Annotated in this window: 15 protein-coding genes; 3 read left to right on the top strand and 12 right to left on the bottom strand. The window is 63.3% G+C overall.

All coding sequences use genetic code 11. The features are described from left to right. Positions 1–32: 32 nt before the first annotated feature. Both OUY36_RS15295 and OUY36_RS15290 read right to left on the bottom strand, forming a co-directional pair. Positions 33–425: a VOC family protein gene (locus tag OUY36_RS15295; RefSeq protein ID WP_063539710.1), complete on the bottom strand. Its 393-nt coding sequence runs from the start codon at positions 423–425 to the stop codon at positions 33–35. Positions 426–543: 118 nt separating this feature from the next. Beyond that, a complete protein-coding gene (locus tag OUY36_RS15290) occupies positions 544–1,992 on the bottom strand; it encodes an MBL fold metallo-hydrolase (RefSeq protein ID WP_267934904.1) in 1,449 nt (482 codons plus the stop codon). Between the two features lie 207 nt (positions 1,993–2,199). Between OUY36_RS15290 and OUY36_RS15285 the strand changes: the two genes are divergently transcribed. After that, positions 2,200–3,141 (top strand): class I SAM-dependent methyltransferase, encoded by a 942-nt coding sequence (locus tag OUY36_RS15285; RefSeq protein WP_267934902.1) that lies wholly within the window; start codon positions 2,200–2,202, stop codon positions 3,139–3,141. Between the two features lie 13 nt (positions 3,142–3,154). Here the strand turns inward: OUY36_RS15285 and rloA3 are convergent, their stop codons facing one another. The 10 genes from rloA3 to OUY36_RS15235 all read right to left on the bottom strand — a co-directional run bounded on the left by rloA3 (position 3,155) and on the right by OUY36_RS15235 (position 11,160). After that, positions 3,155–3,673, bottom strand: a complete 519-nt coding sequence (gene rloA3, locus OUY36_RS15280; RefSeq protein WP_267934900.1) for a retropepsin-like aspartic peptidase RloA3 — start codon at positions 3,671–3,673, stop codon at positions 3,155–3,157. Positions 3,674–3,730: 57 nt separating this feature from the next. Continuing rightward, positions 3,731–4,690: a LysR family transcriptional regulator gene (locus tag OUY36_RS15275; RefSeq protein ID WP_156243546.1), complete on the bottom strand. Its 960-nt coding sequence runs from the start codon at positions 4,688–4,690 to the stop codon at positions 3,731–3,733. Positions 4,691–4,694: 4 nt separating this feature from the next. Then, positions 4,695–5,366 carry a TetR/AcrR family transcriptional regulator gene (locus OUY36_RS15270; RefSeq protein ID WP_267934897.1) on the bottom strand — a complete coding sequence of 224 codons (672 nt, stop codon included), beginning with the start codon at positions 5,364–5,366 and terminating at the stop codon, positions 4,695–4,697. 231 nt (positions 5,367–5,597) lie between these two features. Continuing rightward, positions 5,598–6,413, bottom strand: a complete 816-nt coding sequence (locus OUY36_RS15265; protein ID WP_014597264.1) for an outer membrane protein OmpK — start codon at positions 6,411–6,413, stop codon at positions 5,598–5,600. 358 nt (positions 6,414–6,771) lie between these two features. Further along, positions 6,772–8,058, bottom strand: a complete 1,287-nt coding sequence (locus OUY36_RS15260) for a hypothetical protein (RefSeq protein WP_267934895.1) — start codon at positions 8,056–8,058, stop codon at positions 6,772–6,774. A 46-nt stretch (positions 8,059–8,104) separates the two neighbouring features. Then, positions 8,105–8,602, bottom strand: a complete 498-nt coding sequence (locus OUY36_RS15255) for a curli production assembly protein CsgB (RefSeq protein ID WP_267934893.1) — start codon at positions 8,600–8,602, stop codon at positions 8,105–8,107. Positions 8,603–8,864: 262 nt separating this feature from the next. Continuing rightward, on the bottom strand, positions 8,865–9,695 hold the full coding sequence (locus OUY36_RS15250) for a CsgG/HfaB family protein (RefSeq protein WP_102840014.1): 831 nt from the start codon (positions 9,693–9,695) through the stop codon (positions 8,865–8,867). 21 nt (positions 9,696–9,716) lie between these two features. After that, on the bottom strand, positions 9,717–10,133 hold the full coding sequence (locus tag OUY36_RS15245) for a curli assembly protein CsgF (protein WP_267934891.1): 417 nt from the start codon (positions 10,131–10,133) through the stop codon (positions 9,717–9,719). Then, positions 10,130–10,513 carry a curli production assembly/transport protein CsgE gene (csgE, locus tag OUY36_RS15240; protein WP_267934889.1) on the bottom strand — a complete coding sequence of 128 codons (384 nt, stop codon included), beginning with the start codon at positions 10,511–10,513 and terminating at the stop codon, positions 10,130–10,132. The genes OUY36_RS15245 and csgE overlap by 4 nt, the downstream gene beginning before the upstream one ends. After that, positions 10,510–11,160 carry a helix-turn-helix transcriptional regulator gene (locus OUY36_RS15235; protein WP_063539720.1) on the bottom strand — a complete coding sequence of 217 codons (651 nt, stop codon included), beginning with the start codon at positions 11,158–11,160 and terminating at the stop codon, positions 10,510–10,512. The genes csgE and OUY36_RS15235 overlap by 4 nt, the downstream gene beginning before the upstream one ends. Positions 11,161–11,389: 229 nt before the next feature. On the opposite strand from OUY36_RS15235, the gene OUY36_RS15230 reads away from it, so the two are divergent. Beyond that, a complete protein-coding gene (locus tag OUY36_RS15230) occupies positions 11,390–12,025 on the top strand; it encodes a LysE family translocator (protein WP_125868200.1) in 636 nt (211 codons plus the stop codon). Positions 12,026–12,100: 75 nt separating this feature from the next. Beyond that, positions 12,101–12,556 (top strand): VOC family protein, encoded by a 456-nt coding sequence (locus OUY36_RS15225; RefSeq protein WP_267934886.1) that lies wholly within the window; start codon positions 12,101–12,103, stop codon positions 12,554–12,556. The last annotated feature ends 55 nt before the right edge of the window (positions 12,557–12,611 follow it).

Here is a 12,611-nt window from a genome sequence, read left to right as displayed (position 1 = left end):
CGCACACCGTTTGTGCGGCGTTATCGCCGAGGTCATTGCGCGCGGTAGATGCCGCACAGCTTGTTGCCGTCGGGGTCGCGCACATAGCTCAGGTGCATCGCGCCGAGGCTGGTTTCGCGCAGTCCAGGTGGCTCCTCGCAGCTGGTGCCGCCGTGGGCCACGGCGACGTCGTGAAACGCCTTGACCTGCTCCGCCGAGCTGCACTTGAAGCCGATCGTGCCGCCGTTGGCTACAGTCGCTTCTTCACCGTTGATGGGCTCGGTGACACCGAACAGGCTGCCGTCGTGCCGGTAGAACAGGCGGGTGTGCCCGGATGGCGCGGTATTGCGCAGCGGCTCGCCTGCGCCGAGCACGCCAAGCACGGCATCGTAGAAGCGCTTCGACCGTTCAATATCATTCGAACCGACCATTACATGGTTGAGCATGGGCACCTCGCTTTGGTTTTGACGTGAAAATGCACTGTAGCACCGGCTCCGGGCGGTCATGCCGCGGTGGCCGGCTGTTATGTCCCGAGATCAGCTGCGAGCATGGCAGCCGTGCACGTCATGGGATGACCACCCGGCCTTGCCGGCCGGCCTTCTCGTAGCGCGCGCGGAGCACCTCGGCCAGACGCTGTTTGGCCTGTTCTTCGCCGTGGATCAGGCGAATCTCCTTCGGCCATTCCTGCATGCGCGTGACGAAACCCACCAGGTCTGCCTGGTCGGCGTGGGCGGAATAGCCACCAACGCTGTCGATGCCGGCGCGGATGTCGACGCGCTCGGCGTCCAGATCGACGAAGCCGCCCTTCGGCCCGTAGGTCTGGATGTCCCGTCCCGGCGTGCCCTTGCCTTGGTAGCCGACGAACACCACGTTGTGTCGCGGGTCGCCCAGCATGGCCTTGAGGTAATTGACGATGCGTCCGCCCGAGCACATGCCGTTGCCGGCGATGACGATGGCCGGGCGTGCGGTCTGTGCGAGGTGTTCGACGATGCGCATGTGTTCATCGTGGCTGTCGATGGTGATGAGCTGCTTGAACGACAGCGGCTTGCGGCCTTCCTCCAGCCGATTGCGAGCGTCGTCGTCCCAGTAGCCTTGCAGCTCCTTGTAGGTGGCGGTGAAGCGACTGGCGAGCGGCGAGTCGAGGATGATCGGAAGCTGCGGCCAGTCGATATCGGGGGCGTCGTCTCTGGGCTTCGACGCTTCGGCGGGCGTTTCGCCGGGCTCGGCCGACTCGCTGTTTTCGTGGAGGATTTCCTCCAGCTCGAACAGCAGCTCCTGCGTTCGGCCGATGCTGAATGAGGGAATGATTACCGTGCCCTGGTCGCTCAGAGCGCGTTCGATGACGGCTTGTAGGCGCTCGCGGCGGTGCGCACGGTCTTCGTGGCGGCGGTCGCCATAGGTGCTTTCCAGGATCAGCAGGTCGGCGCGCTCGGGTGGAACCAGGTCCGGCAGCAGCGGTGAATGGGGCGCGCCCAGGTCGCCGCTGAACACCACGCGCTCGACGTCGGTGCCCTCGCTCAGCTCCAGCTCGACGTAGGCTGAGCCCAGCACATGCCCGGCCGGCTGCAGGCGCATCTTGCACTCGCTGCCGTCGGTTTCGTTGAGGGTGAACCAGTGGTCGTAGGGCAGGGCGATGATGCGCTGCTCGACGACCTTGAGGTAGCGCTCCAGCTGCTCCTGATCACGGCTGATGGACAGCCGGAAGGCATCCTCCAGCACGATCGGCAGCAGCCGGGAGGACGGTTCGCTGCACAGGATCGGCCCGTCGAAGCCGGCTGCCAGCAGATTCGGGATACGCCCGACATGGTCGATGTGCACGTGGGTCACGATCAGCGCCTTGACGCCTTCGATGGAGAAGTCCAGTGCCAGCTCGTCCTCGTGCCCCGCTTCGTCGTCGCCCTGAAATTGACCGCAGTCGATCAGCACGCTGCTGTTTTGGTCCATCCACAACTGATGGCACGAGCCGGTCACGCCTTCGCGCGCGCCGTGGTGGATGAGTGCTGGATGCTTCATCGAATGTCCTTCACTTGGACCGATAGGGCTCGGCAGAAGAGTGCGATACCTGCGTTCGCTGACGCTAGGTTGGGCAGTTGGCTGTTGCGCATAGTTTCCACCGCCTGACGAGCCGTGCTGCCGGCGACGCGAGCGCCACGGGAACAGGCGCCAAAGCGGCAACGCCGTTTAGAATGCGCGGCCCGCTGCCAAGATGATGCCCGAGCCATGCCCAACGCCCCCCTCACTGTCCTCGAACGACACCTGCTCGCCGCCCTGGCTGCCGCACCCGATGAGACGCGCCGGCTGTTTCACGGACGCGGCCGTTGCTATCCGGGGCTGGAGCAAGTGACCGTCGACTGGTTGCAGAGTGTGCTGCTGGTGGCGCTGTTCCGGGACCCCGGCGCGGCGGAACTGGGAGCATTGAAGCGGATGCTGCTGGCGCTGGCTGAATCCCCGATCTGGCGGCAGCGCCAGGTACAGCACCTTCTGTTACAGCATCGCTATCTGCCGGAGGCGCCGACCGAAGCATTGCTCGGCGAGCTGCCGGCCGAATGGACCATCAGCGAGAACGACCTGCGCTACAAGCTGGATCTGGGTCGCAAGCAGAACAACGGCCTGTTCCTCGACATGCGCTATGGCCGCCGCTGGGTGCAAGAGCACGCACGTGGCAAGCGCGTGCTCAACCTGTTCGCTTACACCTGCGGCTTCTCGGTCGCGGCGCTCGCCGGCGGCGCCGAGCATGTGGTCAACCTGGACATGGCCAGCGCCGCGCTGACCCGCGGGCGCGAGAACCATCGCCTGAACGGCCATGATCTTGGCCGGGTCAGCTTTCTCGGCCACGAGCTGTTCAAGTCCTGGGGCAAGGTACGCAAGCTCGGGCCCTACGACCTGATCATCATCGACCCGCCGTCCTTCCAGAAGGGCAGCTTCGCGCTGACCCGTGATTACCAGAAGATCCTGCGTCGCCTTCCGGAGCTACTGAATCCGGGCGGCCAGGTGCTGGCCTGCGTCAACGATCCGGATACCGGCACCGACTTCCTGATCCAGGGCATGGCCGCCGAGGCGCCGCAGCTGCGTTTTTCCGAACGCCTGGAAAACCCGCCGGAGTTTCCGGATATCAGTCCCGAGAGCGGGCTCAAGGCGCTGCTGTTCGTGGCGCAGGGCTAGCGCTCAGGCCCATTCAGCGCTCGGCGAGTTCGGCGCAGTTGGGCTCGATGGTGAAGGTGCGTGCCGAGTCCACCGGCCCGAGTTTTTCCAAGGTGCGCCGGCCGAGCAGCACCGGATAGTTCATCTCGTCGCGATCTCTCAGGGAGAACTGTTCCTCAAGCAGGCGATCGCCGACGCACACTTTCATCATTACGACAGGCCGATCTTCCTTGCCGCCGGCACCGCGGACCGTCAGTTCGCGATGCAGCTTGCGCTCGATGCGCGATTTGACGAGCTTGTCCCGTTCGATGTCCTCGAGGTCCAGATCGAAGCGGACCCATTCTTCACCGTCCCGCTGGAAATACTCGATGTCTTCGGCATGCATCGACGAAGTCAGCGCGCCGGTGTCGAGCTTGAACTTCACCGTGACTTCCTCGGGAAGCACCTTGCCACGCTCTACCCAGCCGAGCGGGGTGCCGTCGGCGGCAAGACAGGAATAGGACGCAAGCGAGAGAAGCAGGGCAGTCGGTACGGTGAGCAAACGGGAAGCCATCAATAACGCTCCTGAGCATTGGGTTCGCTCAATAGAGCGATATCCACGGCGGAACGTTCAGCGCCGCTGCGGCGTCGTGCTGGACGATGGGCTGTCCTGCCCGGCTTCGCGGATGGCGATTTCCTCGCTCAGGGCGCGGACGAAGGCATCCACCGCGACTGGCAGGTAGCGCGAACTGCGCACGTAGACGCCGAGGTCGCTGAACACCGAGCCGCCGTCGTTCAGCGGAACGTGCACCAGCGTGCCGCTGGCCAGCTCGGCCTCGATGCCGATGCGTGTCTGGAAGGCGACCCCGGCGCCGCGCTTGGCCATTTGCAGAGCCAGCTCCACCGAACTGGTTTCCAGCGGCGCCTTGTGCCGCGGGCGGGTGCGCGCCAGCAGCGGTGCCAGCAGGTGATGGATGGAAAGGTCGCTCTTGGCCAGGATCAGCGGAAACTCGGCGCAGGTGGCGAAGCTGACGTCCCGGCGATCGGCCAGTGGATGCCCCGGCGCGACGATGGCGCCCAGGCGGAAATGTCCGACGCCCAGCTGCTGCAGGTCGGCGGTACGCGGCAGGGCGAAGGCCAGGCCGATATCCGCCTGGCCGCTGGTCACCGCTTCGGGAATGGCCTGCGAGCCGAGGCTGGTCACGCCGACCGTGACACGCGGATAGCGCTCACGCAGCTGCTCCAGCACGCCGGGGAGCAGATCGGTGGTAACGCCGGATACCGTGGCGATTTCCACGTGACCGGTGCGCAGACCCTGCAGTGCGTCCAGTTCGGAGCGCACACGTTCGGCGTCCTGCAGCACGACGATGACATGGCGCGCGAAGATCTCGCCGGCGGCGGTCAGCCGAAGCCCGCCCGGCAGGCGCTCGAAAAGGGGCGCGCCGATCTCGTCTTCGAGCTTGAGAATCTGCCGGTTCACGGCCGACGATGCGACGTTGAGCCGGCGCGACGCCTCACGAATCGACTGGCAGCGCCGCACCATATCGAAGTAGTGGATGGCCGGCGAGTGGATGCGCAGCTTTCGGGCCAAGCGTTCAGCGCTCCGCTGCCGGTGGCTTGAGCCCGCAGCCCTTGAGGATGATGGCGATCAGGTTGTCGCTGGCATGGGCGAAGTCCACGCGGGTCATGCGCTTGCCATTGATGCGGCGGATCTGGTCGGAGAAGTCGGCGTAGTGCTGGGTGCCGGCCCAGATCAGAAAGATCAGATGCATGGGGTCGACCGGGTCCATCTTGCCGGCGGCGATCCAGGCGTCGAATACCGCGGCGCGGCCGCGGAACCAGTTGCGATAGTCCTGGTTGAAGTGCTCGGACAGGCATTCGCAGCCGCTGATGACTTCCATGGCGAAGATCTTCGAGGCCTCGGGATGGCGCCTCGAGAATTCCATCTTGATGCGGATGTACTCGGCCAGGGCGGTGGCCGGGTCATCGTCGACGGTGAGGTCGTCGAAGGCCGTATCCCAGAGCTCGAGGATGTGCCGCATGACTTCCACGTACAGCCCCAGCTTGCTGTTGAAATAGTAGTGCACGTTGGCCTTGGGCAGCCCGGCGCGGCTGGCGATGGCGTTCATGCTGGTGCCCTTGAAGCCGTAGCGGGCGAACTCCTCGGCAGCCGCGGCGAGGATGGTTTCCTCGTTCTTCTGGCGAATGCGGCCGGCAGGTTTGCCTTGGGCGTTGTAGAGGGGCTGCGGTGAGTTGTTCTTGTTCATGTTCCCTATCCGTGAGCGCGCGGGGCAGTCGGGCCGGTTTGAGCGTCAGCCCAGCTGGCGGCCGATACCGGTTAGGTGGGCTGAAGCCCACCCTGCGGTCCAGGCCCACCGGGGTGAGCTGACTGGGCTGATTCTGCACGAGTTTCGTTGCGCTATCAGCCGTTGCGCTTGTCTGAATGAACAGCGGACTGAAACGACAAGGCGCCGCCCGGCGTTCGGGCGGCGAGTGCATCAGAAATGCGCTTTGACGATGGCGCTGAAGGTGTTCTGATCGGTCGGACCCACGAAGTTCTTGCTGACGAAACCGCCGTCTTCGATGCCGTACTTGTTCGACCAGTAGTCGTATTCGATACCGACATAGAGTTTGCCTGGGGTGTAGTCCAGCGCTTTGCCGAGGTCGTACTTGATCTGCGGGTTGAAGTGGAAGTTCTTCTTCAGCTCGGTGTTGCCGTTCTTCTTGTCGTTGACGACCCAGTCGATATAGCCGTCGAAGAGAATGTCCGACTTGCCCACCGGGAAGGTCATGGCCCAGGTCGGCGTGATCTGCCACTGGCCGCTCGGCTTGCCGGTGGTGCCGTCGGGCTTGCGGTAGTAGGTGTTCAGCGCGAAGCGATCGAAGCCGGGGATGGCCAGGTCTACCGCCGGGCCGAGCAGGTAATTCTGGTTGGGCGTACCGTCGTCCTGGCTTTCACCGCGCTCGTAGGTCGCGGAGATCAGCACATCCTTGACCGGGCCGAAGGACAGGTCGGCGCCGCTGATCTTGCCCAGCGACAGGCGCGGGCTGAACTCACCGTAGTAGGTGTGGCCATCGCTGCCTGAAAGCCCGTTGTACCACTTGTTGTCGACGAACAGGAACATGTCCCCCCAGGTCCAGCCGCTGGCATGTTCGAAGGTGATGGTCTGCTGAATCTCGCCGGCATCTACTTTGAAGTCCTTGCCGTACAGGTAGGTGAGGCTGTTGTTCTGCCAGAGCATGGGGCCCGCCATGGCTTGGCTGCTGAGGATGAACCCGGCCGCGAGGGCTGCGGTAGTCAGGCTGCGCTTCATTGAGTGTGTCTCCGTATTGGCATTTGAGTGAGCTTGTAAGTTGTCCAAGCGGTCAGGCTTTGGTCCTTTAGCAAGCGTCGCGCCAATCCGGAAAGATGCTTGTAGTGTTGGGTTAACTTACTGATTTTAAAGTGATTAATTTAGAGCTCAGGGGCTTTTCGATCCGCCGGAAGCGGGCTGCCGAGCTCAGCATGGGTGATTGTGATCTGACCGATGCGTCAGCTTGCTTCAGTTTGGGGCGAAGTGGCTGGCCGCTGACCAGCCATGCCACCGAAACGGTGCGCCGAGCGGCGATGTTGCGGGGGAGTAGATGCACGACTGCCGACACAGGGCCGGCAGTCGTGTAGCGGGGACGGGCTCAGTGCTGGGTAACGACCGCGGTGTTGTTCCAGCCGTTCTGATTGATGTAGGCGGCGTTGCCGTAGCCGGCCTGGCTGGCGATGGCATCGTTGCCGAAGCCGTGCTGGGTCACCTTGATCAGGTGATCGGCGCCGCTCTGGCTCAGCATCACGTCGTTGAGCGTGCCTTCCTGGCGTACGGTGGCCAGGTTGTCGCGACCGTTCTGCTCGATATCGGCGCTGTTGCCCCAGCCGTAGCTGACGCCGACGATCTCGTTGTCACGGCCATTTTGCATGGCGTTGAGCTCATTGCCGGTGCCGTCCTGGTGGAAGTGCAGGTCGTTGCCGCTGCCCTGCTGTTCCACGGAGGCGACGTTGTAGCCACCTTCCTGGATGGTCTTGGCGGTCTGGTTGCGGCCGTCCTGGTAGATGTCGGCCTCGTTGCCGATGCCGCTCTGCTCGGTGGTGGCGGTGTTGTTGCCGCCCAGCCAGCCATTGGTCTGCACGATGTTGGAGTCGTTGCCGACGCCATGCTGCGTGACGAAGGCGTTCTGCGCGTTACCGCTCTGATCCACGTCGACCTTGTTGTAGCTGCCATTGGACATGACATAGGCCTCGTGCTGCAGGCCAGTCTGCGAAACCATCGCGTCGTTGCGCCAGCCGAACTGCTCGACTTCGGCGATGGAACCGCTGCTGAAGATCTGAGTGACATGAGCGTCGTTATCGACGCCGTTCTGGTCGATGCTCGCGCGGTCGTGGTTACTGAGGAACTGGGTGACGCTGGCGTTGTTCAGGTCGCCGTTCTGGTCCACCACGGCCTGGCTGCCAGTGCTGGCGGTCTGGGTGATCAGGGCGTAGTTGTGCTTGCCGTCCTGGTTGGTGGTGGCGTTTACCATGTAGGTGCCGGACTGGAAGGTTTCGGCGGAGTTGCCGATGCCGTTCTGATTCTGCGTGGCGCCAGTCTTGTAGGTGCCGGTCTGCTCGACCAGCGCATCATTGCCCCAGCCGCGCTGATCCTGCGTCGCACTGCTCATCAGCGTGCCGTTCTGCTGCGCTTCGGCATTGTTGTAGTTGCCAGCCTGGGTCTGCTTGATGGTGCTGTCGTACGCGCTGCTCTGCTCGGCCAGCGCATCGTTGGCAAAGCCGCTCTGGTTCTGCGTGGCCAGATTGCCCGCTCCGCCGCTTTGCAGCACTTCCGCATTGTTGTTGATGCCGAGCTGGTTCTGCTCCGAAGTGTTCTCGGCGGCGAAGGCCTGGGCAGTGGCGACCGTCAGAATGGCTGCAACAAGGGGTTTGAACTTAAACATTTTGTCTCTCCATGGATGTTTTAAGTACAGCGGTTTTTCCTTGGGATTAGCGGTACTGGCGAACCACTACCGTCAGATTCCGGCCGCTCTGGCTCACGTTGCTGCTGTGCCCGCTGCCGGTCTGCTCGATGAGGGCGCGATTGCTCGTGCCTTGCTGTGCGATGCTGGCCCGGTTGTCCGAGCCGTACTGGTCGATGCGCGCGTCGTTGCCGAAGCCGTCCTGGCTGATCAGCGCGGCGCTGCCGAGCCCGATCTGCTCGATGCTGGCGCTGTTGGCGTAGCCGCTCTGGATGATGTAAGCCTCCAGCTCGGCGCCCGTTTGTCCGATGTGGCCGGTCATGCCCTGGCCGGTCTGCTGGACGACCGCCAGCGCACCTGATGCGCTGATAGCAGCCGGGCTGGGGCCAAGATCGGTGTTCACGCGATAGAGCTCGCTGGGGGCGAGGTCGACGGGATTAGGGGTGTCGGCGAAGCTGTTTGCGGTCAGCAACAGCAGAAGGGCAGGCAGCAGCAGGTCATGCGCAATCCGTTGCGAGCGTGTCATGGCATCCAGTCCTGGTTAGGCTCCGATGGGAAACATATTTGCCCTGAATCGAGGCGTTGCCCATCCATCCAATGATTGAAAATGCAGCGATTCGGTGCATAACGGGTGGCGAACGACGTTCAGTTGCAGGTTGCAGTCTGCCTTGCTCTCAAACGCACGAGGACGAGCCACCCGGACGAACGCCATGTGGCGTGTCGCGGGGGGATCGTCCTCGTCTTGATGGCGGATGGAGGTTCCGTTGGCGTTGCGCCGCAGGTCTGCCTCAGTCCAGTTTGCTCAGGTATTTGCTCAGTTCCGGATGCTCGCTGCCGCTGCCTTCGGCGGTCTGCCAGAGGCGTCGATCGACACCCTGGGCAATCAGGTGAGCGACAGCCGCCTCGATGGCCGACAGCACGCACAGCTGCGCCGGCTCGTTGGTGGTGTAACCCGCCTCGGCTTCCAGCAGCTCCTTGAACTCGATGAACTTGTAGACGTTGGCGCTGCGACCCACGGAGAAGATCGTCTTGGTGGTCATCACGTTCGACAGCACGCGGCCACTGCGCACGTCGATGGCACGCAGGTTCACCGTGACCTGATCGACGCGGTACTCCTGCGACAGGCCGATACCCAGGTAGCGGGCGCCCTGGCCACCGCTGCGCACGTTGGTTTCATAGGCGACGATCGCGCCCTCCATGATGATGTTGGCGGCCAGCAGCGAGGGCAGTTCCGACTGGATGTTCGGCGCCACGTCCGGCTTGGCCTGGGAGGCCCGGATGATCTTGCGCTCGGTCAGTACGTTCTGCAGGCCCTCGCGTTCGAGCACCACGAACCAGCCGCTGGCCTGCATGGCGTCGACCAGCATGCTGGCGGCACCCTGGGTCACCGCGGTGGAGAACGAGCTGGCCGGCGTTGGCTTGTACTGGCCAGTCTGATCGCGGAAGCCGTACACCGCTGCGACCAGTGGACCTTTCGGCCGCGGTAGCGCCAGCAGATCCTGATAGGTGGAGGTACGAGGGGTAAGGGTTGGGGGTTGCTGATCGGCAGACATGGGCTCGCGTACGGCGCAACCCTGCAGTACAGCCATCATCCCTATGGCTACGAATAGGCTTCTCATGGCCTTTGTTTCTCCTTGGGGTCAGTTCTGTCCGACGATGATTTCGGACATTTCTCCGGTGAGTCGGTCGGTAATCTCGACGATCAGCATGCCGGCATCACCGTTGTAGACGCGCACGATGAAGTCGTCGGTAGTGACGGTGCCGGTCTTGCCGTCGCTTACGCCGCTGAGCAGATCGCCCAGCAGGCGCGACTCCAGCTGACTGGTGAAGCGATCCAGGGCGGACTGGTTCTCCAGCAGGGAGGAGCGGTCGAGGGCATCCGGGTCCTTCTTGCTGTTCTGGGCCTGGGCATTGCCGAGCAGCCAGGCGCCGTTGAGCGGGCTTCCGCCGAAGGATGGGTTGATCGGTGTGTAAACCAGCTCCGTGGCGTTGGCGGCGGCGCTGAGCAGCAGGCTGCCGAACAGCGTGCCGAGCGATGTGTAGGTGTGCTGTTTCATAACTCGTCCTTGGCCATGTCTATGTTGTCTTCGAACAGCGCTTCGATCTTTCGCCGATTGATCTCCTGCACCACGAAGTCGGCTGCCTCGTAGGCGGTCTCCTTCATGTCGGCGACATTGGGTTGCAGGAACCGGCGATACAGCGTCTGGTTCTCGTGCTCGACCCATACCAGAACCCCCCAGCGTGCCGAGGGGCGCTCCTTCACCGCGAGGTTGAAATCGAGCTGGCTGATGTCGTTCAGTCGCTCGCAGAACCGCACGTAGAACTCGTGACCGGATCGGGAGATCGTGTTGTCGGTGATGAATCCCTGCAGCTCGGCCTCGTCGGCGCGAGCCGCCATCGCCAGCACCAGAAGGAGCCATGCGCCGGCGCGTTTCACGACGCCGCCTCGCCGACATGTGCCAGTACCAGCGAGGCGCCCTGTGCGCGGTTGCTGGCGCCAAGCTTGCGCAGGGCGTTGTGCACGTGGCTCTTGATGGTGTGGATGCTCAGGTGCAGCCTTTCACCGATCGCGGCGTTGGAAAGTCCCTGGCCGGCCAGCGCGAGAATCTGCTTTTCGCGCAGGGTCAGTTCGTCGATGGCCTGGCTGGTACTGCTGAGCTGCCGGTAGCGATACAGCAGCTTTTCCATCAGCTCTCTGGGCAGCCAGTCACCGCCGGCCAGCATCGTTTCGATGCCGCGCACGAAGATGCTCCGTGGCGTCGCCCGATAGAAAACGCCGCGAATCCAGGGGTGGGTTTCGATCAGCTGGCGGGCCTGGTCGGCCTGGGCATTGATCAGCGCAACCGGCACGTCGCCGAACTGGCGCAGCAGCCGTAGGCATTCGTCGCGGTTGTAGCTGGCCACATCGAGCAGCATCAGCGAGATATCGGACGAATCGTTCACGGGCGCACGTACATGGCGGAGGGTGCAGCCGGGGCAATCCTGAAGGTGCTGGCGCAGCGCACCGTCGAGCAGATCGCTGGTGGAAAGAAGCAGTACGCAGGAGCGAGCGGCCTGAATGGCCGGCACGGCATCGTCTTTCATTCGCATGTCCTTTGCTGAATGTTGAAGGAGATCCCTGATAGCGCCTTATTTGCGGCGCGCTTCTCAAAGTAGTTCAGGTTTGCGACAAAAAAAAGTCAGACATTTAAAAATGTGTCGGTTTACCGACGAGCTGCGTCCTGATCGATGCGCTGGCGGGAATGGCGCACAGCTCTTACAGTCATCCGGTGCGCAGCTCGACATCCCGGCGCAGGTCGAACGGAGGTTTGCGATGGGTGATCCTGTCTTCTGGCTAGTGTTTTTTTCTGCGGCGCTGGCGTTGAATCTGTCGCCAGGGCCAGACCTGCTCTATGTGCTGTCGCGAACCCTGAGTGGCGGTCGTCGCATCGGCGTCGTGTCGGCGTGCGGCGTGTGCAGCGGGGCGCTGGTGCATGTGGCATTCGCAGCGCTGGGCATCTCGGCGATCCTCGCCACCTCGGCGCTCGCTTTCACCGTGGTGAAGTACGTCGGTGCCGCCTATCTGCTCTATCTCGGTTTTCAGGCGCTGCGTTCGGCGGGCGGCGGAACCGCGTTGGCGTTCAATGCCGCGCCGCGCGCATCTGCCTGGAAGGCGTATCGGCAGGGCGTACTGGTCGATCTGCTGAATCCGAAGGCGGCGATCTTCTTCATGGCGTTCCTGCCACAGTTCGTCCGTCCGGACCACGGTTCCGTGCCGCTGCAGTTGCTCGTGCTCGGCGTGCTGGTGGTCGTGGTGGCGATCATCGTCGAAGTCGCGCTGGTGCTTCTGGCTGCGCGCGCCACCACGGCGCTGCGCAACAACCCAGTCATGAGCCAGTGGATCGACCGCACACTGGGTTCGATCCTGATTGCCCTGGGCATCCGCCTGGGCCTGGCCGAGCGACTCTGACGGGAATTGATCGGCTCTGTGTTGCTCTCAACAAGGTGAGGGTTGCCAAACGGCAGCCCATGACGGGAGCTGCTTATGTCACCACAGAGCAAGAACACATCGGCCACCCTGATCCCCTGTCTGCGCTATCGCGACGTGGCCGCCGCCATCGATTGGCTGTGTCGCGCCTTCGGTTTCGAATGCCGACGCCTGTACAAGGACGAGCTGATCGGCATCACCCATGCGCAGCTTGCCTTTGGCAATGGCATGCTGATGGTCGCCCCGGTGGTCGATTCCGAATACGGGCGGCAGCTGCGCCAACCCGATGAGATCGGCGGAGCGTCTACCCAGGGCATCTATGTGATCGTCAACAGCGCCGACGCGCTCTATGCGCAGGCCAAGGCTGCCGGGGCGCAGATCGCCATCGAGCTCAAGGATGAGGATTACGGCGGCCGTGGCTTTACCTGTCACGACCCGGAAGGGCATCTGTGGAGCTTCGGCACCTACGATCCCTGGGCGGATGAAGCCGCCGGCACCGTCGCCCAGGCCTGAACAGACCGTACCGACCATTGGCGGGAATGTTCGGCTCGTCGTTGCTGTCAGCTAG

This window comes from Stutzerimonas sp. R40042 (assembly GCF_026642215.1).
In the GTDB taxonomy this organism is placed as follows: Bacteria; Pseudomonadota; Gammaproteobacteria; order Pseudomonadales; family Pseudomonadaceae; genus Stutzerimonas; species Stutzerimonas frequens.
Note: the sequence above shows the minus strand (reverse complement) of the source record. Positions and strands in the feature narration are given on the sequence as shown.

What these genes read in the sequence shown, in the direction of transcription:
- OUY36_RS15260 (WP_267934895.1), bottom strand. Translation starts at nt 8,058, where the DNA reads ATGTTTAAGTTCAAACCCCTTGTTGCAGCCATTCTGACGGTCGCCACT.
- OUY36_RS15245 (WP_267934891.1), bottom strand. Translation starts at nt 10,133, where the DNA reads ATGAAACAGCACACCTACACATCGCTCGGCACGCTGTTCGGCAGCCTG.
- OUY36_RS15265 (WP_014597264.1), bottom strand. Translation starts at nt 6,413, where the DNA reads ATGAAGCGCAGCCTGACTACCGCAGCCCTCGCGGCCGGGTTCATCCTC.
- OUY36_RS15225 (WP_267934886.1), top strand. Translation starts at nt 12,101, where the DNA reads ATGTCACCACAGAGCAAGAACACATCGGCCACCCTGATCCCCTGTCTG.
- OUY36_RS15290 (WP_267934904.1), bottom strand. Translation starts at nt 1,992, where the DNA reads ATGAAGCATCCAGCACTCATCCACCACGGCGCGCGCGAAGGCGTGACC.
- OUY36_RS15255 (WP_267934893.1), bottom strand. Translation starts at nt 8,602, where the DNA reads ATGACACGCTCGCAACGGATTGCGCATGACCTGCTGCTGCCTGCCCTT.
- OUY36_RS15285 (WP_267934902.1), top strand. Translation starts at nt 2,200, where the DNA reads ATGCCCAACGCCCCCCTCACTGTCCTCGAACGACACCTGCTCGCCGCC.
- OUY36_RS15235 (WP_063539720.1), bottom strand. Translation starts at nt 11,160, where the DNA reads ATGAAAGACGATGCCGTGCCGGCCATTCAGGCCGCTCGCTCCTGCGTA.
- OUY36_RS15295 (WP_063539710.1), bottom strand. Translation starts at nt 425, where the DNA reads ATGCTCAACCATGTAATGGTCGGTTCGAATGATATTGAACGGTCGAAG.
- OUY36_RS15250 (WP_102840014.1), bottom strand. Translation starts at nt 9,695, where the DNA reads ATGAGAAGCCTATTCGTAGCCATAGGGATGATGGCTGTACTGCAGGGT.
- OUY36_RS15270 (WP_267934897.1), bottom strand. Translation starts at nt 5,366, where the DNA reads ATGAACAAGAACAACTCACCGCAGCCCCTCTACAACGCCCAAGGCAAA.
- rloA3 (WP_267934900.1), bottom strand. Translation starts at nt 3,673, where the DNA reads ATGGCTTCCCGTTTGCTCACCGTACCGACTGCCCTGCTTCTCTCGCTT.
- OUY36_RS15230 (WP_125868200.1), top strand. Translation starts at nt 11,390, where the DNA reads ATGGGTGATCCTGTCTTCTGGCTAGTGTTTTTTTCTGCGGCGCTGGCG.